The organism is Fictibacillus iocasae (genome assembly GCF_042665465.1).
Lineage (GTDB): Bacteria > Bacillota > Bacilli > Bacillales > Fictibacillaceae > Fictibacillus > Fictibacillus iocasae.
This window is the reverse complement of the sequence record NZ_JBHTCP010000013.1, coordinates 207,982-232,567: the sequence shown is the minus strand read 5'-3', so window position 1 is coordinate 232,567 and position 24,586 is coordinate 207,982. Positions and strand designations below refer to the sequence as shown.

The following is a 24,586-nucleotide window of genomic DNA, read 5'->3' as shown; positions in this document are numbered from 1 at the left end:
TTGGAGTCTTGGTTTGACAGTTTCACCGTTGTTCCGATGACTATGATTGCCTACTTTCTTTTATCTTCTGTTCTCACATTTGAAAACGGGACCATCCCGCCTCCGTTTTATCAGCGAGTTGGATTTGAACTCTTTATCCTTTTTCTGCTCGCTGTCCCCACGGTAGCCTTTTTTATCGCGAACGAAACGAAGCAGCTGCTGAGGGATGAATATGTCTCGGTGTCCCGCATTCTCGGCGGAACTGGTCTCCATATTTTGAAGAAACATGTCTTTCGGCAGCTGTTTCCAGTATTGATGATCTTGTTCATGCAGCAGTTCGTCCAGACCTTGATCATCCTCGTGCATCTTGGGGTGCTGCAGCTGTTTTTTGGTGGGACAATCGTCTTTTTTGGAGGAGAAGTAGATTCCATTTCTCATGAATGGACAGGACTGCTTGGTATGTATTATCAGTCGTTCATGGCTCATCCTTGGGTACCGCTCATTCCTATGATCTTTTTTTCACTTACCATCATTTCAGGAAATTTCATATTGGCCGGGGTTGAAAAAGCGTATCAGACGGCAAAACAGCTGAGAGGAAAATCGGACGAGACCGTGCTGGAGGAGAGACCTTCAGCTGGAAAATTTACATTTCTAGAAGAACGCATGAAAAGCGCAAATTAAAAAATGAGGCTGTCCCGTATGTTCGGGGCAGCCTTACGTGTTTTAGCTGGCACGGATGATGGGGATTGATAGATCTGTTTTATAGGATATAAGCCGGCAAATGTTTGATTTCAGATAGGTAGCGGTACATCCTCCATGTAAGTGATCATAGGGTTCTTGAATGTTTTTTCTTAAAAGTGTCTAGTTAACGAGTAATCCCATCGTCAAGGGGAATAGAACATTATTCCAGTATAAGGAGGCCGTTATGAAAGCTGTCACTTTTCAAGGCACAAAGGACATTCAGGTCAAGCAGGTGGAGGATCCCCAGCTTCAGAAAAAGGATGATATCATCGTCAAAATCACGTCAACAGCCATATGCGGATCAGATCTGCACATCTACCAGGGCGCACTGCCGACATCAAAAGGCTATGTGATTGGGCATGAGCCGATGGGAATCGTGGAGGAAGTCGGACCAGACGTGACAAAAGTGAAAAAAGGAGACCGCGTGGTGCTGCCGTTTAACATCGCGTGCGGCCACTGCCACTATTGCAGCCATGAGATGGAAAGCCAGTGTGATAACTCAAATGGAAACCCAGAGTATGACACGGGCGGCTATTTTGGCTTTACGGAGCGCTATGGCAACTATCCTGGCGGGCAGGCGGAGTACTTGCGCGTGCCGTATGGAAATTTTATGCCGTTCGTGATTCCAGAATCATGTGACCTTGAGGATGAGGCGCTGCTTTTCATGTCTGATGTCCTGCCGACCGCTTATTGGAGCGTTGAGAACTCCGGCATGAAGGAAGGCGACACGGTGGCCGTGCTCGGCTGCGGGCCGGTCGGGCTGATGGCGCAGAAATTCGCATGGATGCGAGGCGCAAAACGAGTGATTGCGATCGATAACCTCGCGTACCGCCTGAACCATGCGAAAACGAAAAACAATGCAGAAGTGTACAACTTTGATGAATACGATGACATGGGCATGCACATTAAAGAAATCACGAGCGGCGGGGTAGATGTCGTGATCGACTGTGTCGGGATGGACGGGAAGAAATCGGTCATGGAGAAGGTCGAGCAGAAACTGAAGCTGCAGGGTGGCACGATCAGTGCGATTCAGATCGGGCTGAACGCAGTCCGGAAGTTTGGAACGATGCAGCTGACGGGTGTGTACGGGTCGATGTACAACATGTTCCCGCTCGGCAATATCTTCGAGCGCAACGTGACGCTGAAGATGGGGCAGGCGCCGGTCATCCATTACATGCCGATGCTGTTTGATAAGATCATGAACCGCGAGTTCGACCCTACCGAGATCATCACGCACCGCGTGCCGCTCGATCAGGCCGCGGATATGTACAAAACCTTCAACGACCACGAAGACGAGTGCATCAAGGTCGTGCTGAAGCCGTAAACCAAAATCGCAAAACCGGGGTCCGGTACTCCCTCCATTAGAAGCCTGCTATGCTGGCTCTTTCATGGTGGGCGTACCGGACCCCGGGCTTTACATCAAGATCGTCCCGCCTGTGATCCGCTTGAAGCCGCGCACTTTTTCGAGCTCGGCGATCAGCTTCAGTGCGGCACGGTCTTTTTCCTTTGCCTCGATCATCACGTCCAAGTAATCGGTATGATTCGCGGCTTCCTTAAAGAACGGAAGCACATAGTCAAGGCTGACAAAATCATGATGGCTGCGGTATTGCTTTTCGGTCTTCGGCGATGAAAGGTGCACTTTCGGCGGCCGGCCGGTGCCTTCCCACGTTTTCACGAAACGCGGCAAAATTTCCGATAGTGGAATCGACGGGTTCGCTTGATCATGATGATAATCATACATCATCGGCACACCGAGCTTTTCGCACACGTCGAGCGTCTCGGCCGCATGAAACGTTTTATCATCGTTCTCAAGCGTCAGCCTTTTTAAGATCGTAACCGGCAATGTTTTAATATTTTCATAAAAGCGCTGAAGAGAAGCGTCCTTGTCGCCGTAAGCACCGCCAACATGAATGTTCAGATAGCTGGTATCTGCGACTCCCATCGCGGAAAGCATATCGTAATGGTACTGCAGATCCTTTACCGCGTTTTGCGTGACTTCTTCTCTCGGACTCGTGAACAGCGTGAACTGGTTCGGGTGCATGCTCGTGCGCAGTCCGTACTTCTTAATGAGCTTGCCGATCTCTGCAAACTCTTTGTGCGTGTGTTTTAAATAATCCCAGTTCACATCAGGATGTGTCGCGAGCGGCACGATAGATGACGACATCCGATGCAGCGGCAGCTGGTGGGCGACGCAATAGTGCAGCACCCGCAATGTGCTTTCCAGATTCTTTTTCGTGATGGCGATCAGCTGCTGCATCCGCAGTTCAGGATCGCGCTTCGAGTAGGTCGCGTACGTCATCGTTTTGGCGGGCGATGCGTCGTGCAGCTCCAGTGCTGTCGAAACAAAACCGAATGATACGAGCATTCCTTCATCCCCTTTCTTCAAAAAGTGTAACAAAAAAATACGTATTCAGCTGGTCTGATGCCTTATTCCGAACAGTTCGCTTATGCATATTGTTTCCATATTGCAGCCGCAGCATGACTAAAAAAACTTTATAAAAAAATAAATGACTGAATGCTCATTCAGTTTACTTTATGATATACTGAAGTCAGAAAATTTAATGCTTTTAGAATTATGTGTTAGAACCGTATTTTTACAGGGAAAAAGGATAGGAATAGGAAGGGAGAGACCACGCAATGAGCACGTTGCAGCTAATCAATTGGATTGCCTTCATCTTTGTAACCGCTTACGCTTTTTATTTGTTCGCACATCTTCTCAAAACGCGCTACGAATTTATTCAGCTGGGCAAAAAAGTGGAGTTCGATCATACGGTACAGGAACGAATCAAGGCTGTACTCATCAACGTCTTCGGACAAAAGAAACTGTTAAAAGATAAAAAGAGCGGAATCATTCATGTGATGTTCTTTTACGGCTTCATCCTCGTGCAGTTCGGAGCCATCGACTTCATTTGGAAAGGGCTCGCGCCTGGCTCGCATTTGCCGCTAGGCCCGCTGTACCCAGGATTCACGTTCTTCCAGGAAATCGTGACGCTCATGATTCTCGTCGCGGTCGTCTGGGCGTTCTACCGCCGTTATGTGGAGAAGCTCGTCCGATTGAAGCGCGGCTTTAAATCGGGCCTCGTCCTTCTCTTTATCGGCGGTCTCATGCTGTCGGTATTGCTCGGCAACGCGGCAGAAATCATCTGGCACGACCTGCCGTTCGAATGGACAGCACCGATCGCGTCAGGGCTCGCTTACCTGATCGGCTTTGTTGGGAAAACAGGAGCCGCTGTCATCTTCTTTATCTGCTGGTGGATTCACTTGTTATTCTTGCTTACGTTCCTCGTGTACGTGCCGCAGTCCAAGCATGCACACTTGATTGCCGGGCCGCTTAACGTTTGGCTTGGCCGCCGAGATAAAGTAGGTAAGCTGTCGAGTATTAATTTCGAAGACGAGTCTCAGGAAGTTTTCGGTGTGAATAAAATAGAAGACTTCAATCAAAAGCAGCTCGTAGACCTTTACGCATGCGTAGAGTGCGGGCGCTGTACGAATGTTTGTCCGGCGACCGGCACAGGAAAAATGCTGTCTCCGATGGATCTGATCGTGAAGCTTCGAGATCACTTAACTGAAAAAGGAGCCGTCGTCACATCCCGCACACCTTGGATGCCGGCCTATGCGTTCGCTGACACAACAGGCAACCAGCTCGCTTACGCATCACGCGGGGAGGGTGCACAGGAAACGGCTGCTGCCGGCTACGATGTGTCCATGATCGGCGACGTCATCACAGAAGAAGAAATCTGGGCGTGTACAACATGCCGTAACTGTGAAGACCAGTGTCCGGTGATGAACGAGCACGTCGATAAGATCATCGACATGCGCCGTTACCTTGTTTTAACTGAAGGAAAGATGGAGAGCGATGCGAAGCGCGCGATCCAGAACATCGAAAAGCAGGGGAACCCATGGGGCATCTCGAAGAAAGAGCGCGAGAACTGGCGCGACCTTCGTGATGACATCCACATCCCGACTGTCAAAGAGATGGAAAAAGCGGGAGAAGAGTTCGAGTACCTGTTCTGGGTCAGCTCGATGGGCTCTTACGACAACCGCAGCCAAAAGATTGCGCTCTCACTTGCGAAGATCATGAACGAAGGCAACATCAAGTTCGCGATTCTTGGAAACAAGGAAAAGAACTCCGGCGACACGCCGCGCCGTCTTGGCAACGAGTTCCTTTACCAAGAGATGGTTACAGCGAACGTGGCGCTTTTCGAAAAGCATAACGTGAAAAAGATCATCACGATCGACCCTCACGCGTACAATACGTTTAAAAACGAGTATCCTGAATTCGGTCTTGAAGCAGAGGTGTACCACCATACCGAGCTCCTTGCACAGTGGATCAAAGAAGGCCGCATCAAGCCGCAGCATGAGGTAAAAGAGACGATCACGTACCACGATTCGTGCTACCTTGGCCGCTATAACGAAGTGTACGAACCGCCACGCGATATTTTAAAAGCAATTCCTGGCGTCACACTCGTCGAGATGGACCGCAACCGCCAAAACGGAATGTGCTGCGGCGCCGGCGGAGGACTCATGTGGACCGAGGAAAAAGCGGGATCACGTGTGAACGTCGCCCGTACCGAGCAGGCTTTGGCCGTGAACCCGACCATGATCGGAAGCGGATGCCCGTTCTGCTTAACGATGCTGAGCGACGGAACGAAAGCGAAGGAAGTAGAAGACCGCGTCCAAACATTGGATGTAGTAGAAATTCTCGAAAAATCGCTGTTCGGCGACGCAAAAGAAAAAGTGCTTCACTAATAAAACGAGCAGGAACCCCATGGACCGTTGTAGCCATGGGTTTCCTGCACGTTAACCATCGACTGAGCGTTCGCTCGGTAAATAGCTCTCATTCGTTTACATTATTTCAATGGTCAACGATTGTTTTGTAAGCGTTATCAATATATCCCACTGAGGAAGCTTTCAAGAAATTTTTAAAATATCTGTGAAAAGTTGGTTGGAGTGAAAGGCGCCGACTCCTCGAAAATGAAAGGCACATTTTCTTGCGTTTGATGTCTTGCTGCGTCGCCTTCCTTATCCTGCGGGATGAGTGAGACAGGTGAGACCATCCAATGGCGCTTGCGACGGAAGGGCTCACCGCTCACCCCGCGGAAAGCGTGCGCCTGTAACGGAAACCAACTGCTTTCATCTTTTTAAAATATCTTAAGGAGGTCATCTATCATGGTTCGTTCTGTCATTGTCAGCGGTGTGCGTACACCGATCGGGAAGTTTGGCGGAGGTTTAAGTTCATTAACCGCATCAGATCTTGGCGGCATTGTCATTAAAGAAGCTCTTAACCGCGCGGGTGTTGCACCTGAAGCGGTTGATGAAGTCATCATCGGCAACGTGCTTCAAGGGGGGCAAGGCCAGATTCCGTCACGTCAGGCGGCGCAGAAAGCCGGCATTCCTTGGGAAGTGAAGACCGAAACGATCAATAAAGTGTGTGCATCAGGACTGCGCGCCATCACGATGGCCGACCAGATCATCCGCACGGGCGATGAGGACATCATCGTAGCAGGCGGAATGGAATCGATGAGCAACGCGCCTTACATCCTTCCGAAAGCTCGCTGGGGCTTGCGAATGGGCGACGGCCAAGTGAAAGACATGATGACGCACGATGGCCTGACGTGTTCGTTCACCGGGGTTCACATGGGCATCTACGGCAACGATGTAGCGAAAGAGCTGGAGATTTCCCGCGAAAAGCAAGACGAATGGGCACTGCGCAGTCACGAGCTGGCGTTAGCAGCGGCTGAAAAATTTTCCGATGAGATCGTTCCGGTTCACGTGCCGCAGCGAAAAGGCGACCCAATCACGGTTGCAGTGGACGAATCACCGAGAAAAGGTTCGTCGATCGAAGCCTTGTCAAAGCTTAAGCCGGTTTTCTCACAAGACGGCACGATCACAGCCGGAAACGCACCTGGCGTCAATGACGGTGCGGCTGCTGTTGTCGTCATGAGCGAGGAGCGCGCGCAGAGCGAAGGAAAAGAAGTGCTCGCAACGATCCTCGGACATACAGCGATTGCGGTCGAAGCGAAGGATTTCCCGAAAACACCGGGACTCGTCATTAACGAGCTTTTAAAGAAAACAGGCAGAAAGCTAGAAGAGATCGACCTTTTTGAAATTAACGAAGCGTTCGCGGCAGTCGCGCTATCAAGCTCTGTGCTGGCAGGTCTCGATTTGGAAAAGGTGAACGTGAATGGCGGCGCGGTTGCTCTCGGACACCCGATCGGAGCGAGTGGAACGAGAATCGTTGTTTCATTGGTTCATGAATTAAAGCGACGCGGCGGCGGTCTTGGCATCGCATCGATCTGCAGCGGCGGAGGCCAGGGCGACGCGATTTTAGTAGAAGTGAAATAAAGGGAGGCGTATAGATGAACATTCAAACAATCATGGTAATCGGCGCAGGACAGATGGGATCTGGCATTGCCCAAGTGTGCGCGATGGCTGGCTACAGCGTGTATTTGCACGACCTGAAGGAAGAGTTCGTTGAAAAAGGAATGGGCATTATTCAGAAAAACCTTTCCCGCCAAGTGGAAAAAGGGCGTATGGCGGAGGACGAGAAAACCGCCGTGCTCGAGCGCCTCACTTCTTCAACCGAGCTGAAAAACGCAGAAAAATGCGACCTGATCATCGAGGCGGTCGTGGAGAACATGGAAGTGAAAACGAACTTGTTCAAGATTCTCGATGAGTTCGCACCGGAACATGCGATTCTCGCGTCCAACACCTCCTCGCTTCCGATCACAGAGATCGCGGCTTCCACAAAGCGTCCTGAAAAAGTGATCGGCATGCACTTCATGAACCCGGTTCCGGTCATGAAGCTCGTTGAGATCATCCGCGGCCTTCAGACGGCAGACGACGTGTACGAAACGATCGAAAATGTTTCGCGCAAGCTTTCCAAAGTGCCGGTAGAAGTGAACGATTTCCCTGGCTTCATCTCTAACCGCATCTTGATGCCGATGATCAACGAAGCGATTTTCGCAGTGTACGAAGGGGTGGCAACACCTGAAGCGGTCGATGAAATTATGAAACTCGGAATGAACCATCCGATGGGACCGCTGACGCTTGCTGATTTTATCGGACTGGACACGTGTTTGTACATTATGGAAACGCTGCATGAAGGATTTGGCGACGATAAATACCGTCCGTGCCCGCTGCTCCGGAAATATGTGAAGGCCGGCTGGCTCGGCAAGAAATCCGGTAAAGGGTTTTACGACTACCAATCTTAATTAATGGCGGTTGAGGGAAGAAGAGGTGGAGAGGCTATGAATCTTAACTTTACGGAAGAACAGAAAATGATGCAGAAGATGGTCCGCGATTTTGCGCAGAAAGAGATTGCCCCTATACAAGAGAAAATGGATGAGAGTGACGAGTTTCCGCGCGACATCATCGATAAGATGGCAGAGCTCGGATTGATGGGCATTCCGATTCCTGAGGAATACGGCGGCGCAGGTATGGATTTTACATCGTATATTATCGCGATCAATGAACTGTCCAGAGTAAGCGCGACGGTAGGTGTTATTCTGTCCGTTCATACGAGTGTCGGGACGAACCCGATCCTTTACTTCGGGAATGAAGAGCAAAAGAGAAAATACATCCCGAAATTAGCGAGTGGAGAGTACTTAGGAGCGTTCGGATTAACAGAGCCGGGAGCCGGTTCTGATGCAGGAAGCTTGAAGACGAGAGCGGTGCGCCAGGGCGATCATTATGTCTTGAACGGCTCAAAGATTTTTATCACGAATGCGGGCGAGGCGGACATCTACATCGTGTTCGCATCGACTGACCCGGATAAAGGCAGCCGCGGCATATCGGCTTTTATAGTGGAAAAAGATACACCAGGATTCTCTGTCGGCAAAAAAGAGAAGAAGATGGGGATGAACGGCTCGAACACGTGCGAGATTGTGTTCGATAACGCAAAAGTGCCGGTGGGGAATCTGCTTGGCGAGGAAGGAATCGGATTCAAGATCGCAATGAGCAACCTCGACGCAGGCCGCATCGGCATCGCAGCACAGTCGCTCGGCATCGCCGAAGCGGCGTTAGAGCAGGCGGTCGCGTACGCGAAGGAACGTAAGCAGTTCGGAAAATCGATCGGTGCCCAGCAAGGCATCGGATTCAAGCTCGCCGATATGGCGACGGAAGTGGAAGCGGCAAAGCTTCTCACGTACCGCGCAGCAAACCTGAAGTCACTCGGCGAGCCGTGCGGAACCGAAGCATCGATGGCAAAGCTCTTCGCTTCCACGACTGCGATGAAATCAGCAATCGAAGCGGTGCAGGTGCACGGCGGCTACGGCTACACAAAAGACTATACGGTCGAGCGGCTGTTCCGCGATGCAAAGGTATGCGAGATCTACGAAGGCACGAGCGAGATTCAGCGCATCGTGATCTCGAAGGATTTGCTGAGGTGATTGAAAAAACAGTCGGGGTAGTCGGGAATAGCCGGGATCCGGTACTTCGGTACCGGACCCCGGGGGTGCCTCGGTCAACCAAGCTGCAAATAAATAAGTGTCGGCGCAAGAAAACGTGTCGAAAAATAAACAAATTTTGCTCGTGTAAATAAATTTTCTGAGCTGCAAATAAACTTGTCAGATTCGCAAATAAACAGCTCAAATTTGCAAATAAACCTCCAAGATTCGCAAATAAATCAAAATGAAGTCTCTTGAAGCGTCATCCCAAGGTCCCGCGCCACGCGCGGCGGACCCCAACAAACCATTAGAACACTAAATCAAATAGAACAGGCTGGTGACTAGTATGTTTTTTAAGCTTTCTGAAGAGCATGAGATGATTCGTAAGATGGTTCGCGATTTCGCGAAGAATGAAGTGGAGCCGACAGCGGCTGAGCGTGATGAGGAAGAGCGTTTTGACCGTGCGATTTTTGATCAGATGGGCGAGCTGGGCCTTTGCGGCATTCCGTGGCCGGAAGAGTACGGCGGGATTGGCGGAGACTACCTCGGATACGTGATCGCGGTTGAAGAGCTGTCGCGTGTATGCGCGTCGGTCGGTGTGACGCTTTCGGCGCATACGTCGCTTTGCGGCTGGCCGATCTACAAGTTCGGTAACGAAGAGCAGAAGCAGAAATTTCTTCGTCCGATGGCGGAAGGCAAGAAAATCGGCGCATACGGCCTGACGGAAGCGGGATCGGGTTCTGATGCATCCAACATGAAAACAGTGGCTAAACGTGACGGCGATCACTATATCATTAACGGTGCGAAAATTTTCATCACGAACGCAGGCGATGCGGAGATTTATGTTGTGTTTGCCAGAACCGATATCGAAGCTGGATATAAAGGCGTTTCGGCTTTTATCGTCGAAAAAGGGACGCCAGGATTTTCGTTCGGAAAGAAAGAAAAGAAGCTGGGCATCCGTTCATCCCCGACGTTAGAAATCATTTTCGAAGATTGCCGTGTGCCGGCTGAGAACCTTCTTGGAAAAGAAGGAGAAGGCTTCAAAATCGCGATGATGACGCTTGACGGCGGACGAAACGGAATTGCGGCGCAGGCCGTTGGGATCGCGCAGGGCGCGCTTGATGCGGCAACTGGCTACGCGAAAGAGCGCAAGCAGTTCGGCAAGCCGATTGGCGCGAACCAAGGAATCGGATTTAAGCTCGCTGACATGGCGACAAAAATTGAAGCGGCCAGACTGTTAACCTATCAGGCGGCGTGGAGAGAATCAGAAGGCATGCCGTACGGAAAAGAATCGGCGATGTCGAAGCTGTTCGCGGGCGATATCGCGATGGAAGTGACGGTAGACGCAGTGCAGGTGTTCGGCGGCTACGGCTATACGAAGGATTACCCGGTCGAGCGTTATATGCGAGACGCGAAGATCACCCAGATCTATGAAGGAACGCAGGAGATTCAAAGACTCGTTATTTCCAAAATGCTGCTGAAAGATTAATAGGTGGCCGCGATGCACCACTTAGCAGCTCGAATTCAGCAAAAAGAAGAGCGCGCTTTAGCCCGGGCCATCACGCTCGTTGAAAACAGCGCGCCGGATAAGCTGGACCTTCTCAAAAGCATTTATCCGCTGCAAAAAGGGGCGCACTGGATCGGCATCACCGGTTCGCCTGGCGCTGGCAAGAGCTCGCTCGTGAACCGGCTCATCTCTCTTTTGCGGAAAAAAGGGATGACGGTCGGAGTGGTTGCGGTCGATCCGACGAGTCCTTTCAGCGGCGGGGCCATTCTTGGTGACAGAGTGCGGATGGAGCAGCATTTCACCGACAGCGGCGTCTTTATCCGCAGCATGGGGACGCGCGGCAGCCTTGGCGGCCTCGCGCGAACGGCGAAGGAAACGGTCAGGCTCATGGACGCGTACGGTTTTGACGTGATTTTGATCGAAACGGTCGGTGTCGGGCAGTCGGAGCTGGATATTATGAAGCTCGCCCATACGACAGCGGTCGTTTTGAACCCGGGAAGCGGCGATGTGATTCAAGTGTTCAAGGCGGGAATCATGGAGATCGCGGACTTGTTTGCCGTGAATAAAGCGGATATGCCGGGAGTCCCGAAGCTGCTCGCCGAGATCGAGGCGATGCTTGACCTCGTAAAGCACGACGCTGATTACCGCCCGCCGGTCATCCAGACGATCTCGACCGAGAACAAAGGCATCGAGGAGCTTTGGGACGCAATGACCGCTCACCGCCACTATCTCCATCAAAGCGGTGAAGGGGAGAGGCGCCGAAAAGAGAATCTGCATCGTGAAGTGATCGAGGTCGTGCAGCATGAACTGTATCAGCGGATATGGCAGCAGGAGGAAGAAGCAGGATTTTCCTGGCTGCAGCCGCTTTTACAAGGACAGATGAACCCTTACTCAGCAGCTGAGAGCATCATGAAAGGCAAGTCACAATGGAAAGCCGGAAATGAGGGATAGCACTTGGGCAGAAAAGAAGTGCCGTCGCTGGTAAAGGACGAAAAACTGATCAAAAAGCGGCGGGAAGAGATGGTGAAGGCAGCGGTCTCTCTTTTTAAAGAAAACGGCTTTCACCGCACCACAACACGTGAGATCGCGAAAGCCTCGGGGTTCAGCATCGGAACGCTGTATGAATATATCCGTTCGAAGGAAGATATTTTATACCTCGTCTGCGACAGCATTTATGACGGCGTAAAAGACCGGCTGAACGAGGAAATTTCGTCATCCGGCAGCTCGGCTGCAGACGTGCGTGCTGCGGTCACCGCCTATTTTAAAGTGATGGACGAGATGCAGGACGAGGTGCTTGTCATGTATCAGGAAGTGAAATCACTCTCTCACGAAGCTCTGCCGTACGTGCTGAAAAAAGAGATCGAGATGACGGCGATGTTCGAGGATCTGCTGCTGCAGGCGAGCGAGAGCGGAGAGCTGTCACTCACAAAACAAGAAATCAAAGCGGCTGCTAATAACATCCTCATTCAAGGGCAAATGTGGACGTTCAGGCGGTGGATACTGCAAAAGCTTTATTCACTCGAAGAATATACGAACATCCAAGTGAGATTATTATTCGATGGGATACGAAAGGAAGGATAGCGATGAGCCAATCAGCGATGTACAAACCAAAGCATCACGTTCGTTTTGTGACAGCATCCAGCTTGTTTGACGGCCATGATGCCTCCATTAACATCATGCGCCGCATTTTGCAGGGCAGCGGTGCAGAGGTCATCCACCTCGGCCATAACCGGTCGGTAGAAGAAGTGGTAAGCGCAGCGATTCAGGAGGATGTACAAGGAATCGCGATTTCCTCATATCAAGGCGGACATGTCGAATATTTTAAATACATGATCGATCTGTTAAAAGAAAGAGGCGCCGGTCATATAAAAGTGTTCGGCGGCGGGGGCGGCGTCATCATTCCGCCGGAAATAAAAGAACTGCACGCGTACGGCGTGACGCGCATCTTCTCGCCAGAGGACGGACGCATCCGCGGTCTGCAGGGCATGATCGATTTTATGATGGAGCAGTGTGACTTTGCGACGGTAACGAGCTTGACGGATGAGGTAGAGAAGCTCGCTGAGCGTGATTCCCGTGCTGTCGCGCGCTTGATCACGCTTGCGGAGAACATGAAAACGGCACCAGAAGAAATCGCGGCAACAGCTGAAAATGTTCTCGATCAAGTAAAATCTCTGCAAAAGACAGTTCCGGTGCTCGGTATCACAGGTACAGGCGGAGCAGGGAAAAGCTCGCTCACTGACGAGCTTGTGCGACGCTTTTTATATGAGCTGGAGGATCAGACGGTTGCGATTATCTCGATCGACCCGACGAAACAGAAAACAGGCGGCGCGCTTTTAGGAGACCGTATCCGCATGAACGCGATCTATCATCCGTGTGTGTATATGCGCAGTCTGGCAACGCGCGGTTCACGTTCTGAGCTGTCTGCGGCAGTGGCGGATGCCATCACCATCACAAAAGCGGCTGGCTTCGATTTGATCATCGTCGAAACGAGCGGCATCGGGCAAGGTGATGCGGGTATCACCGAGATCTCCGATGTGTCGATGTACGTGATGACGAGCGAGTTCGGTGCGCCGTCACAGCTTGAAAAGATCGACATGATTGACTATGCGGACTTGATCGCGATCAACAAGTTTGAGCGAAAAGGATCCGAGGACGCGCTTCGCGATGTGAAAAAGCAATATCAGCGCTCACGCCAATGGTTCGAGCGTGACCTGGACGAGATGCCTGTATACGGCACAATCGCGTCACAGTTTAACGACGCAGGAACGAACGTCCTGTTTTCCGCGCTCATCCGTACGATTCAGGAAAAATGCGGAGTTGATTGGGGTGTGCAGTCAGCGGCAGACGCGATGACGGCGAAGAAAAACGTCATCATCCCTGGCGAACGTGCGCAATATTTGAATGATATCTCACAAACCGTTCGCCGCTATCATGCGTCGGTTGAAGAACAGTCAAAGCTCGCCCGCAAAAGCTTCCAGCTCGCAGGCACGCTTGAAACGATAAAAGAATATGACGCGGCAGGCAACGAGGTCGTTGCAGCGCTTCAATCGACGCGCGAAAAGGTAGAAGAAAACCTGTTGCCATCAACGAAAAAGACGATCGAAAACTGGCCGAAGCTCAAAGAAATGTACAGCGGAAAAGAGCTTGTCACGAAAATCCGCGACAAAGAAATCCGCACAGAATTGACGACGAAAAGCTTGTCAGGGCTCGATATCCCGAAAGTGGCGCTGCCAAAGTTCGAGGACTGGGGCGAGATCGTGAAATGGGTAATGAAAGAAAACGTTCCAGGCTACTTCCCATATACAGCAGGTGTGTTCCCGTTCAAGCGTAAAGGCGAGGACCCGAAGCGCCAGTTTGCGGGAGAAGGAACGCCTGAACGCACGAACCGCCGATTCCATTATCTGTCCAAGGACGATGATGCGAAACGCTTGTCCACAGCGTTCGATTCCGTCACGCTTTACGGCGAAGATCCGGATTACCGCCCGGACATTTACGGGAAAATCGGCGAGAGCGGTGTGAGCATCTGTACGCTCGAAGACATGCAAAAGCTGTATGACGGATTCGATCTGATCGCACCGAGCACATCAGTCTCGATGACGATCAACGGACCGGCGCCGATCATCCTTGCTATGTTCATGAACACAGCCATCATCCAGCAGCTAAAAGCGTTTGAAGAGAAAAACGGCCGCGCGCCTGATGAAAAAGAAACAGCTGAAATTAAGGCACACACGCTATCCTCTGTAAGGGGTACGGTACAGGCGGATATTTTAAAAGAAGATCAAGGACAGAACACGTGCATCTTCTCGACCGAGTTCGCGCTTCGCATGATGGGCGACATTCAGCAATATTTTATCGACCATCAAGTGCGCAACTATTATTCCGTTTCAATCTCGGGCTATCATATCGCGGAGGCGGGAGCGAACCCTATTTCACAGCTTGCGTTCACGCTCGCGAACGGCTTCACGTATGTGGAGTACTATTTGAGCCGCGGCATGAAGATCGATGACTTTGCACCAAATCTGTCGTTCTTCTTCTCAAACGGACTTGATCCGGAGTATACGGTCATCGGCCGTGTGGCACGCCGCATCTGGGCGTCCGTCATGCGCGATAAATACAGCGCGAACGAGCGCAGCCAGAAGCTGAAGTATCATATCCAAACATCTGGACGTTCACTGCACGCACAGGAAATCGATTTTAACGATATCCGCACGACCCTGCAGGCGTTAATGGCGCTGTATGACAACTGCAACTCACTGCACACGAACTCGTATGATGAGGCGATCACGACGCCAACGGAAGAATCCGTACGACGCGCGATGGCGATCCAGCTGATCATCACAAAAGAACTCGGTCTTGCCCGCAACGAAAACTCGCTGCAGGGATCGTTCATTATCGAGGAGCTAACGGATCTGGTTGAAGAAATGGTGCTGCAGGAGTTTGAACGCATCAACGCAAGAGGCGGCGTGCTCGGCGCGATGGAAACACAATATCAGCGCGGAAAGATACAGGAAGAGTCGATGTACTACGAAATGAAAAAGCACGACGGCTCCTTCCCGATCATCGGCGTGAACACCTACCTGAACCCGAACCCGCCATCTGACGAAGAGTTCAACATGCAGCTCGCACGTGCAACAAAAGAAGAAAAAGAACAGCAAATCGCCAACCTGGAAGCGTTCAAACAGCAGCACGCTGACAAATCAGCAGAAGCCTTACAGCGCTTAAGAAACACTGCACTATCAGGCGGCAACATCTTCGAAGAACTCATGAACACCGTCCAATACGCCTCACTAGGCCAAATCACATCCGCCCTCTACGAAGTCGGCGGAAAATATAGAAGAAACATGTAACATTTTTTAGAGTGTACCTTTTTGGGGGTACGGTACAGCAGTTGAAAATCCCAGTCACCATAAGGTTTTCAGCATGAGGTACCGTACCCCCATTTATACTTGCGGTACTCTTTACTGGTTTAGTAATTATTTTAAAAGTATTAGATTCAGTTACTTCAAGCATTACTTTGATTGACTTAACATCTTTGAATCCTTCATTGACTAAGTTGAACGGAGTGAAAGGTGCCGACTCCTCGAAAATGAAAGGCACATTTTCTTGCGTTTGATGTCTTGCTGCGTCGCCCTCCTTATCCTGCGGGACGAGTGGGAAGGTGAGACCTTTTAAAGGCGCGTAGCGACAAAAGGGCTCACCTTGTCCAGCAGAAACGGCTAGCCCCTCGAGGTCAAAAGTTCAAGAGTCCAATAAGTCAAAGAACGACTTACCGCCCTCTTGCTCTTTTGCTTGTCGGGGCTGAACGAGCCGTTACTGCTTTTCTGCCCGCCCCGCGGAAAGCGTGCACCTGTAACGCAGATCAACTTCTTCTATGATTTCGTAGAAATCTAACAAAAACTACAAGAGCGAATTATTTTTCAATCATTGTCTGTAATTTTATTTTGCATAAGCTCTTAAAATTTGTTTATAATGGGGAGTATGAATCCTCTAGAATGCGCATACATGCATAAGATATATGATGGTAGAGAAGGAAAGGAAGTGCGGGCAGGGGTATGATGACAGCTTATTCCAAGGAAGAGATCATGGAAATGTCCATGGTTGAAATCACGTACGAAATTTTAAAAGAAGAAAAACAGCCTGTGCAGTTTAACGATCTCGTGAAACGAATCGCAGATCTAAAGGAAGTTCCAGAAAAAGAACTTCACAAGCGCTTGGCATTTTTCTATACAGATCTCAACATTGACGGCCGCTATGTTTCACTGGGCGACAACAAATGGGGCTTGAAAGCTTGGTATCCGTTCGAGAGCTCAGAAGAAGAGCTCGGTGCGACGAACAAGCCGGTTAAGCGCAAAAAGATGGTCGATGACGAAGACTTCGACGATTACGATGAGGACTTTGAGGAAGACTTCGATGAGCTTGATGTCGACGATGAGTTCACGGCTGAAGACGACGATGATGACGCAGTGGACCTAGACGAAGACGAAGACTTCGATGAAGAAGATGAAGAAGAACTCGAAGACGACGAAGAACTCGCTGATGAAGAAGACTTAGAGGACGAAGAATAAACGATAAAATGACCGACCCTGTTAATAGGGCGGTCTTTTTATTTCACTGTCCATCTGGAATGGACAAATTTACCCCGAATGTCCATATGCGGTACCGGACCCCATACACGGATCACGTACAGGACACCATACAAGGATCCTGTACCGGACCCCAGCCTTTCTATTTCTTCTTTTTTCGCCTTGACATAGGAACTCGATTTCGGTAATATCATTTTTGGGCTAAACCTGTATGTGAAAAGCATAAATCGTTACTTATAAAACAAAAGTGCCCCCTGTTATTAGGGGAAGTGTCACTTTTGTTTTTTTATTTTTTATAGTAATAGTCGCAAGTTTGGTCATTATAAACGTAGATTTGTAATTGGACCAAGCAATATTAGGTACTAGGAGGAAAGTGGACATGGCAAAGTATATTTTTGTAACGGGCGGCGTTGTCTCCTCGTTAGGAAAAGGAATTACAGCAGCTTCACTAGGACGCTTGCTGAAAAACCGCGGAGTGAAGGTGACGACTCAAAAGTTTGACCCTTACATCAACGTGGATCCAGGAACGATGAGTCCGTATCAGCACGGTGAAGTTTTCGTAACGGACGACGGGGCGGAAACAGACCTTGACCTTGGCCACTATGAGCGTTTCATCGACATCAACTTAAACAAATACAGCTCTGTGACAACAGGGAAAATTTATTCTACTGTTCTTCGTAAAGAGCGCCGCGGCGAATATCTTGGCGGAACCGTTCAGGTAATCCCGCACGTAACGAACGAGATCAAAGAACGCATCCAGCGTGCTGGACGCGAAACAAACGCAGACGTAGTTATCACAGAAATCGGAGGAACGGTAGGGGATATTGAGAGCCTTCCATTCCTTGAAGCGATCCGCCAGCTGAAGAGTGACCTCGGCTCTGAAAACGTGATGTACATTCACTGTACGCTTCTTCCTTACATCCGTGCAGCCGGAGAAATGAAGACAAAGCCGACACAGCATAGTGTCAAAGAGCTTCGCAGCCTTGGAATCCAGCCGAACATTATCGTAGTCCGTACGGAAATGCCGGTACCGCAGGAAATGAAAGATAAGATCGGCCTTTTCTGCGACATCGATCCAAAAGCGGTTATCGAAGCGCGTGATGCCGAGACGCTTTACCAGGTTCCGATCGACCTTCAAGATCAGGACATGGATGACCTCGTGTGCAAACACTTGAAGCTGGACTGCCCAGAAGCAGACATGACAGAGTGGAAGGTATTGATCGACCGCGTCATGAACTTGTCAGGCAAAGTGAAAATTGCGCTTGTTGGTAAGTATGTGGCTCTTCAAGATGCGTATATCTCCGTTGTCGAATCCCTTCGCCATGCGGGCTATCAGTTCGACGCCGATATCGATATCGACTGGATCAACTCGGAAGATGTGACAGCAGAAAACGTAAACGAGCTTCTAAAAGATGCTGACGGAATCCTTGTGCCTGGCGGCTTCGGAGACCGGGGTGTGGAAGGGAAAATCCTTGCCACACAATACGCGCGTGAAAACAATGTGCCGTTCCTGGGTATTTGCTTAGGCATGCAGCTGGCTTCCGTAGAATTTGCTCGTAACGTGCTTGGCCTTGAAGGGGCGCATTCTGCCGAGCTTAACCCTGAAACAAACTATCCAGTGATTGATCTTCTTCCAGAGCAGAAGGATGTAGAAGATCTTGGCGGTACACTTCGCCTCGGATTGCAGCCTTGTAAGCTAAAGGAAAACACAAAAGCGTTCGATGCGTATAAAGATGAAGTGATCTATGAGCGTCATCGTCACCGTTATGAGTTCAACAACGAATACCGTGAGCAGATGGAAGCGAAAGGCTTTGTGTTCTCAGGAACGTCTCCTGACGGCCGTCTAGTGGAAGTGATCGAGATCAAGGATCACCCATGGTTCGTCGCTTCACAGTTCCACCCAGAGTTTACATCGCGACCGACACGCCCGCAGCCGCTATTCCGCGACTTCATCGGCGCAGTCGTTCATTTGAAAAAATAATTACACAAAAAGTTCGAAAAGTTCGGGGTCCGGTACCTCGGCTGGAACAGCGGCATGATTGCCGCGTTCCAGCCGTTCAGTACCGGACCCCGGTTTGTTTTTTTGTTTTTAACTTTAGGCTTTATTTAAAACTCCTCCATATACTCGCTCACCGTGATGTGCAGCGCCTGGTAGACATACAGTCCGCAGATGGCTGACGGGAAGCCTGTGCGTGTGCCGTCGTCCTGGGGGATGAGGCCGCGGACCGCTTTGGTGTCGAGCACCGCATCATATGGTAACCCCTCAACATCGATCCCTTTTTCAACAGCTCCGATAAAGATCGTGCGGGCACCCTCAGCGCGCGCTTTTTCGGCGGCCGTTAACGCATCACCATCTGCTGCATATCGTGCGCTCACGACAACCGTGTCCATTTCAGTCAGCTCAACCGTTTTATCGTAAAAGGAGCTAGACGCAATGGCGTTCGGTCCGGTCACCCCTTCATAGGCGACTGCCATCATCTCGGCCTTGCCGAAAAAGTAGACAGTGCCTTCTGAAAAAAGAGACTGAGCAAGCAGGCGTGCTGCGTCCTCGATGGTTTCTTCTGATGTTTTCTCGATAGTTTGGAACAAGCCAGTGAGCTGGGTATTGAAAATTTTAAGCATGTTTTTTTCCTCCGAACATGTTCAGTACATAATGCATCTTTTTAGTATACTGAAATTGCGTGCTATTTTCACATTTGTGAGAAGGAAAAAACTAACATGTAACGAATACGTTAAAGATGAACACAAAACGAAAACGATCATCAAAATTCAAATAGAGGTGGAGTCAGCATGGAAGGTAAAATCTTAATCGTAGATGACCAGTACGGCATTCGTATATTGCTGAATGAAATTTTTCAAAAAGAAGGCTATAAGACGTATCAAGCGGCTAACGGTGTGCAGGCATTGTCGATTGTCGAGAAAGAAGCGCCTCATCTCGTTATTTTAGATATGAAAATCCNCATACGGAGAGCTGGATATGATTCATGAAGCAATGAAGCTTGGCGCGATCACTCATTTTGCCAAGCCGTTTGATATCGATGAAATCCGGGCGGCTGTCAGGAAAGAACTTCCTCTTCCTGAAAAATCCTCTTAAAATTAAAAATCCCGCGCCATTGCGCAAATGATAGCGTTTGCACCGAAAAACCTTGATTTATTGCGGTTTTCAGGCTGTCTTGGTATGCTATAATAGTTGTGAAAATAGACAAACCACGGTGTTTATTTGCTATGCCTTGAGGGAACAAAAAGTAATGCGTTATTTTTTGCCCGATCTTGTCTGGCGCTAAACACTTGGACAAACTGCAATCGGCGATCAGCCGGATCGTACCAATATACCAAGGAGGATCTTTCATATGCCTTTAGTATCAATGAAAGAAATGCTTGAAAAAGCAAAAGCAGAGGGTTACGCGGTAGGACAATTCAATCTTAATAACCTGGAATTTACGCAGGCTATCTTAAAGGCAGCTCAAGAAGAGAAGTCTCCAGTTATTCTTGGAGTTTCTGAAGGTGCTGCTCGTTATATGGGCGGATTCAAGCTCGTTGTGAGCATGGTTAAAGCTCTTATGGAGGAATACAAAGTAACGGTTCCTGTGGCAATTCACCTTGACCACGGTTCAAGCTTCCAAAAGTGTGCAGAAGCGATTCACGCAGGCTTCACGTCTGTAATGATCGATGGTTCTCACCACCCGCTTGAGGAAAACATCGAGTTAACGAAAAAAGTGGTTGAGCTTGCTCACATCCACGGCGTTTCTGTTGAAGCTGAGCTTGGCCGCATCGGCGGACAAGAAGACGATCTTGTTGTAGAAGATGCGGATGCAGCATACGCGATCCCGTCTGAGTGCGATCAGCTAGTACGCGAAACAGGCGTTGACTGCTTCGCTCCAGCTCTTGGGTCGGTTCACGGACCCTACAAAGGCGAGCCGAACCTTGGCTTCGACCGCATGAAGGAAGTTATGGAATTGACTGGTGTACCGCTTGTCCTTCATGGCGGAACAGGAATCCCTACAAAAGACATCCAAAAAGCGATCTCTCTTGGAACAGCTAAAATTAACGTAAACACTGAAAACCAAATTGCTTCTCACAACGCGGTTAAAGAATACGTTTCCGCTAACCCAGGCAAATACGACCCTCGTTCGTACTTGACTGCAGCGCGTGATGCGATTCAGACAACAGTTCAAGGGAAGATGCGCGAGTTCGGTTCTTCCAACAAAGCGTAAAATCAAACCAAACATGAAACCGCCTATACTTTATAGGCGGTTTCATTTACAATGGGGAAGTACAAAGTAACGGGCTGGCGCTATAATCAGCGTAGAAATCCGGCTCTCTGGAAACAATAGTATCGTTTAAGACCATACAATAAGTTGAAGGAGATGTATCCTTTTGAAATTCTTTATTGATACCGCTAACATTGATGAAATTCGTGAAGCCCATGACCTCGGCATTCTGGCAGGCGTGACGACAAATCCGTCCCTGGTAGCGAAAGAAAAGGGCGTTCATTTTCATGACCGCCTGCGCGAGATCACAGAGCTTGTCTCTGGTTCTGTTAGTGCGGAAGTAAATGGCACGACATACGAAGAAATGGTGAACGAAGGGAAAGAGCTTGCAGCGATCGCCCCGAACATCACGGTAAAAGTTCCGATGACGGCTGACGGCCTAAAAGCGGTCAAGACGTTCAGCGACAACAATATCAAAACAAACGTAACGCTTATTTTCTCTGCCAATCAGGCGCTTCTTGCTGCACGAGCAGGTGCGACGTACGTTTCACCGTTCCTCGGACGTTTGGATGATATCGGCCAGGACGGATTAGAACTGATTTCGCAGATCGCTGCCATCTTTGCGGTTCATGACATCCCGACTGAAATCATTGCGGCATCCATCCGCCACCCGATACACGTGACAGAAGCGGCGATGCGCGGTGCCCACATCGCGACCGTTCCTCCATCTGTTATCCACGGCTTGATGAAGCACCCGCTGACGGACCAAGGCATCGAGAAATTTTTAGCCGATTACCGCGCTTCTCAGCAACAATAGCATTCATCGTCAGAAATAGAACAAGTAAGCGGAGAGAACTGCCTCTCCGCCTGCTTTTGTTTTTGGATTTATTTTCCTTATACTGCAAATACTAACCTTATCTTATTCATAGAGTCAGAGAAGAAGGGAGTTAACCATGGAAAAGCTAATGATCGAAGGCGGTTTTCCGCTTGAGGGGACCGTTCACATAAGCGGGGCGAAAAACAGTGCCGTTGCGCTGATCCCGGCTACCATTCTAGCCGAATCGACTGTTACCATCGACCATCTTCCAAACATTTCAGATGTGAGGCTGCTTCGCGATCTTTTAGAGGAGATTGGCGGAGAAGCAGAACTGGATGAGAACAACTCGCTTACCGTTAACCCAGCGAACATGATTTCAATGCCTCTTCCGAACGGAAAAGTAAAGAAGCTCCGTGCTTCCTATTATTTGATGGGTGCGATGCTCGGCCGTTTTAAGAAAGCCGTTATCGGCCTTCCTGGCGGCTGCAACCTCGGTCCGCGTCCGATTGACCAGCATATTAAGGGCTTTGAAGCACTTGGTGCGAAAGTAACGAACGAGCAAGGTGCCATCTATCTTCGTGCAGACGAGCTGATCGGTGCCCGCATTTATCTGGACGTTGTCAGCGTCGGGGCAACTATCAACATCATGCTCGCTGCTGTCCGCGCTAAAGGTCAGACAATCATTGAAAACGCGGCAAAAGAACCAGAAATTATCGATGTTGCGACACTTTTAACCAGTATGGGAGCGAAGATTAAAGGAGCAGGGACAGATGTCATCCGTATTGAAGGCGTCGACAAAATGTATGGCTGCAGGCACTCTATCATTCCTGACCGCATCGAGGCAGGCACATACATGATTCTGGCGGCTGCAATGGGCCAGCAGGTGACGATCGATAACGTCATCCCGCTGCACCTCGAATCATTGATTGCCAAACTCCGCGAGATGGGCGTAGCGATTGAGACGATGGACGATCAAGTACTCGTACATTCGAGCCACCGTCCGCTTAAGAGCGTGGATATTAAAACATTGGTGTACCCAGGCTTCCCGACTGATCTGCAGCAGCCATTCACCTCTCTTTTAACGAGAGCAGAAGGGACAAGCATCGTGACCGACACGATCTACAGCGCGCGCTTCAAGCACATCGACGAGCTTCGTCGCATGGGAGCGAACGTAAAGGTTGAAGGACGCTCTTCAATCATCAACGGCCCTGCACGCCTAGAGGGCGCAAAAGTAAAAGCGAGCGACCTGCGCGCAGGCGCGGCACTAGTCGTCGCCGGCCTCATGGCAGAAGGCGTCACAGAAATCTCCGGCCTCGAACACATCGACCGCGGCTACGAGTCACTCGTCGACAAACTCACAGGACTCGGCGCCAAAATCTGGCGAGAAAACATGGACGCAGAAGAAATGCAAGAAATGAAGAATTCCTGATTTTTTTTTAGACACTGTCTGAATTGAGGGGCTCAAGGACGTCTTTGAATTCATCAATGAAGAAGTTGATTGGAGTGTAAGGCGCCGACTCCTGCAGGATAAGTGGGACAGGTGAGACCCTTCAATGGCGCTTGCGACGAAGGGGCTCACCGCCCACCCTGCGGAAAGCGTGCGCCTGAAACGGAAATCAACACATCCTTGAATCCTTAAATAAACAAACTTGATCGCCTACAACCAGGCGATTTTCATTGAATAGATTTGTAAGCGTTACCAGAATAAGGAGAGTGGAAACCGTGGAAAGAAGCTTATCAATGGAATTGGTTCGAGTAACAGAAGCAGCAGCACTTGCGTCCGCACGCTGGATGGGGCGGGGCAAGAAGGACGAGGCAGATGATGCGGCAACAACCGCGATGCGCAATGTATTTGACACGATTCCGATGAAAGGAACGGTCGTGATCGGAGAAGGCGAGATGGATGAGGCGCCGATGCTTTATATCGGCGAGAAGCTTGGGACGGGCTACGGTCCGCGCGTGGACGTAGCCGTCGATCCTCTAGAAGGAACGAACATCGTGGCAAGCGGAACGTGGAATGCGCTCGCCGTGCTTGCGATCGCGGATCATGGAAACCTTTTGCACGCTCCTGATATGTATATGGATAAAATTGCGGTCGGCCCGGAAGCGGTGGGCATGATTGACATCAATGCTTCGGTGACAGACAACCTGCGTGCTGTCGCAAAAGCGAAAAACAAGGATATCGAAGACGTTGTCGCAACGATCCTTGACCGTCCGCGCCACGAAAAGATCATCCAAGAAATCAGAGAAGCTGGAGCACGCATCAAGCTGATTTCTGACGGCGATGTGGCCGCTGCGATCAACACTGCGTTTGAAGGAACAGGTGTCGACATCTTGTTCGGATCAGGCGGTGCGCCTGAGGGTGTTATTGCGGCGGTTGCGCTGAAATGCCTAGGCGGGGAGATTCAAGGAAAGCTGCTGCCGCAGGACGATGCGGAACTGCAGCGCTGCATTAAAATGGGCATCACTGATGTGAACCGTGTTCTTCGCATGGAAGATCTCGTTAAAGGAGACGATGCGATCTTTGCCGCTACAGGCGTCACGGATGGAGAACTGTTAAAGGGCGTTCAATTCAAAGGATCTACGGGCACAACGCAGTCCGTTGTTATGCGTGCCAAATCGGGAACGGTCCGTTTCATTGACGGCCGCCACAGCTTGAAGAAGAAACCGGATCTTGTGATTAAACCATAGACAGGTCAAGGGGAAAACGCAGATGCTTTCTGCGCTTTTTCCCTTTTCTCTATGAGCGTATTTGATTAATGTAGCGCGTTATGGTTAAAATAAGAAGTAAATGTTTTTATGAGAAAAACATCTCCTTTTCCTTCCTTCCTAAAAAAACAATTTATCCCAACAGCTAAGTA

18 protein-coding genes and 1 pseudogene are annotated in these 24,586 nt (G+C 50.0%); 17 read left to right on the top strand and 2 right to left on the bottom strand.

Annotated features, from left to right (window positions below; genetic code table 11):
* Together ACFQPF_RS07805 and ACFQPF_RS07800 are read left to right on the top strand one after the other, a co-directional pair.
* Positions 1-660: a hypothetical protein gene (locus ACFQPF_RS07805; RefSeq protein ID WP_379748273.1), complete on the top strand. Its 660-nt coding sequence runs from the start codon at positions 1-3 to the stop codon at positions 658-660.
* A 244-nt stretch (positions 661-904) separates the two neighbouring features.
* The gene (locus ACFQPF_RS07800) at positions 905-2,044 is read left to right on the top strand and encodes a zinc-dependent alcohol dehydrogenase (protein WP_379748271.1); all 1,140 of its coding nucleotides are present in this window, start codon (positions 905-907) and stop codon (positions 2,042-2,044) included.
* A gap of 90 nt (positions 2,045-2,134) precedes the next feature.
* Here ACFQPF_RS07800 and uvsE read toward each other — a convergent pair whose 3' ends face one another.
* The gene (gene uvsE, locus ACFQPF_RS07795; RefSeq protein ID WP_379748269.1) at positions 2,135-3,085 is read right to left on the bottom strand and encodes a UV DNA damage repair endonuclease UvsE; all 951 of its coding nucleotides are present in this window, start codon (positions 3,083-3,085) and stop codon (positions 2,135-2,137) included.
* 272 nt (positions 3,086-3,357) lie between these two features.
* Here uvsE and ACFQPF_RS07790 point away from each other — a divergent pair, with 272 nt between their 5' ends.
* The 10 genes from ACFQPF_RS07790 to pyrG all read left to right on the top strand — a co-directional run bounded on the left by ACFQPF_RS07790 (position 3,358) and on the right by pyrG (position 18,678).
* The gene (locus ACFQPF_RS07790) at positions 3,358-5,469 is read left to right on the top strand and encodes a (Fe-S)-binding protein (protein WP_379748267.1); all 2,112 of its coding nucleotides are present in this window, start codon (positions 3,358-3,360) and stop codon (positions 5,467-5,469) included.
* Between the two features lie 420 nt (positions 5,470-5,889).
* The gene (locus ACFQPF_RS07785; protein ID WP_379748265.1) at positions 5,890-7,065 is read left to right on the top strand and encodes an acetyl-CoA C-acetyltransferase; all 1,176 of its coding nucleotides are present in this window, start codon (positions 5,890-5,892) and stop codon (positions 7,063-7,065) included.
* Positions 7,066-7,079: 14 nt separating this feature from the next.
* Positions 7,080-7,934, top strand: a complete 855-nt coding sequence (locus ACFQPF_RS07780) for a 3-hydroxybutyryl-CoA dehydrogenase (protein WP_379748263.1) — start codon at positions 7,080-7,082, stop codon at positions 7,932-7,934.
* Positions 7,935-7,970: 36 nt separating this feature from the next.
* Complete coding sequence (locus tag ACFQPF_RS07775) at positions 7,971-9,110, top strand: acyl-CoA dehydrogenase (RefSeq protein ID WP_379748261.1); 1,140 nt, start codon at positions 7,971-7,973, stop codon at positions 9,108-9,110.
* Between the two features lie 343 nt (positions 9,111-9,453).
* Positions 9,454-10,596, top strand: a complete 1,143-nt coding sequence (locus ACFQPF_RS07770; protein ID WP_379748259.1) for an acyl-CoA dehydrogenase — start codon at positions 9,454-9,456, stop codon at positions 10,594-10,596.
* Positions 10,597-10,608: 12 nt separating this feature from the next.
* Positions 10,609-11,565, top strand: a complete 957-nt coding sequence (gene meaB / locus ACFQPF_RS07765; RefSeq protein WP_379748256.1) for a methylmalonyl Co-A mutase-associated GTPase MeaB — start codon at positions 10,609-10,611, stop codon at positions 11,563-11,565.
* A gap of 3 nt (positions 11,566-11,568) precedes the next feature.
* A complete protein-coding gene (locus tag ACFQPF_RS07760; protein WP_379748254.1) occupies positions 11,569-12,195 on the top strand; it encodes a TetR/AcrR family transcriptional regulator in 627 nt (208 codons plus the stop codon).
* Positions 12,196-12,197: 2 nt separating this feature from the next.
* The gene (icmF, locus tag ACFQPF_RS07755; RefSeq protein ID WP_379748252.1) at positions 12,198-15,461 is read left to right on the top strand and encodes a fused isobutyryl-CoA mutase/GTPase IcmF; all 3,264 of its coding nucleotides are present in this window, start codon (positions 12,198-12,200) and stop codon (positions 15,459-15,461) included.
* A 705-nt stretch (positions 15,462-16,166) separates the two neighbouring features.
* Positions 16,167-16,679, top strand: coding sequence for a DNA-directed RNA polymerase subunit delta (gene rpoE, locus ACFQPF_RS07750; protein ID WP_379748250.1), 513 nt, complete (start codon positions 16,167-16,169; stop codon positions 16,677-16,679).
* Positions 16,680-17,076: 397 nt separating this feature from the next.
* Positions 17,077-18,678 (top strand): CTP synthase, encoded by a 1,602-nt coding sequence (pyrG, locus tag ACFQPF_RS07745; protein ID WP_379748248.1) that lies wholly within the window; start codon positions 17,077-17,079, stop codon positions 18,676-18,678.
* Between the two features lie 125 nt (positions 18,679-18,803).
* Here the strand turns inward: pyrG and ACFQPF_RS07740 are convergent, their stop codons facing one another.
* A complete protein-coding gene (locus ACFQPF_RS07740) occupies positions 18,804-19,319 on the bottom strand; it encodes a DUF2529 family protein (protein WP_379748246.1) in 516 nt (171 codons plus the stop codon).
* Between the two features lie 168 nt (positions 19,320-19,487).
* Here ACFQPF_RS07740 and ACFQPF_RS07735 point away from each other — a divergent pair.
* The 5 genes and pseudogenes from ACFQPF_RS07735 (at position 19,488) to glpX (ending at position 24,416) form a co-directional block, all read left to right on the top strand.
* A pseudogene (locus tag ACFQPF_RS07735) lies at positions 19,488-19,791 on the top strand (response regulator).
* Between the two features lie 256 nt (positions 19,792-20,047).
* On the top strand, positions 20,048-20,911 hold the full coding sequence (gene fba, locus ACFQPF_RS07730) for a class II fructose-1,6-bisphosphate aldolase (RefSeq protein ID WP_379748244.1): 864 nt from the start codon (positions 20,048-20,050) through the stop codon (positions 20,909-20,911).
* 163 nt (positions 20,912-21,074) lie between these two features.
* Positions 21,075-21,725 carry a fructose-6-phosphate aldolase gene (gene fsa / locus ACFQPF_RS07725; protein WP_379748242.1) on the top strand — a complete coding sequence of 217 codons (651 nt, stop codon included), beginning with the start codon at positions 21,075-21,077 and terminating at the stop codon, positions 21,723-21,725.
* 136 nt (positions 21,726-21,861) lie between these two features.
* Positions 21,862-23,154, top strand: coding sequence for a UDP-N-acetylglucosamine 1-carboxyvinyltransferase (gene murA / locus ACFQPF_RS07720; RefSeq protein ID WP_379748240.1), 1,293 nt, complete (start codon positions 21,862-21,864; stop codon positions 23,152-23,154).
* Between the two features lie 293 nt (positions 23,155-23,447).
* Entirely contained in the window at positions 23,448-24,416 is a 969-nt protein-coding gene (glpX, locus tag ACFQPF_RS07715) for a class II fructose-bisphosphatase (protein WP_379748238.1), read from the top strand.
* The last annotated feature ends 170 nt before the right edge of the window (positions 24,417-24,586 follow it).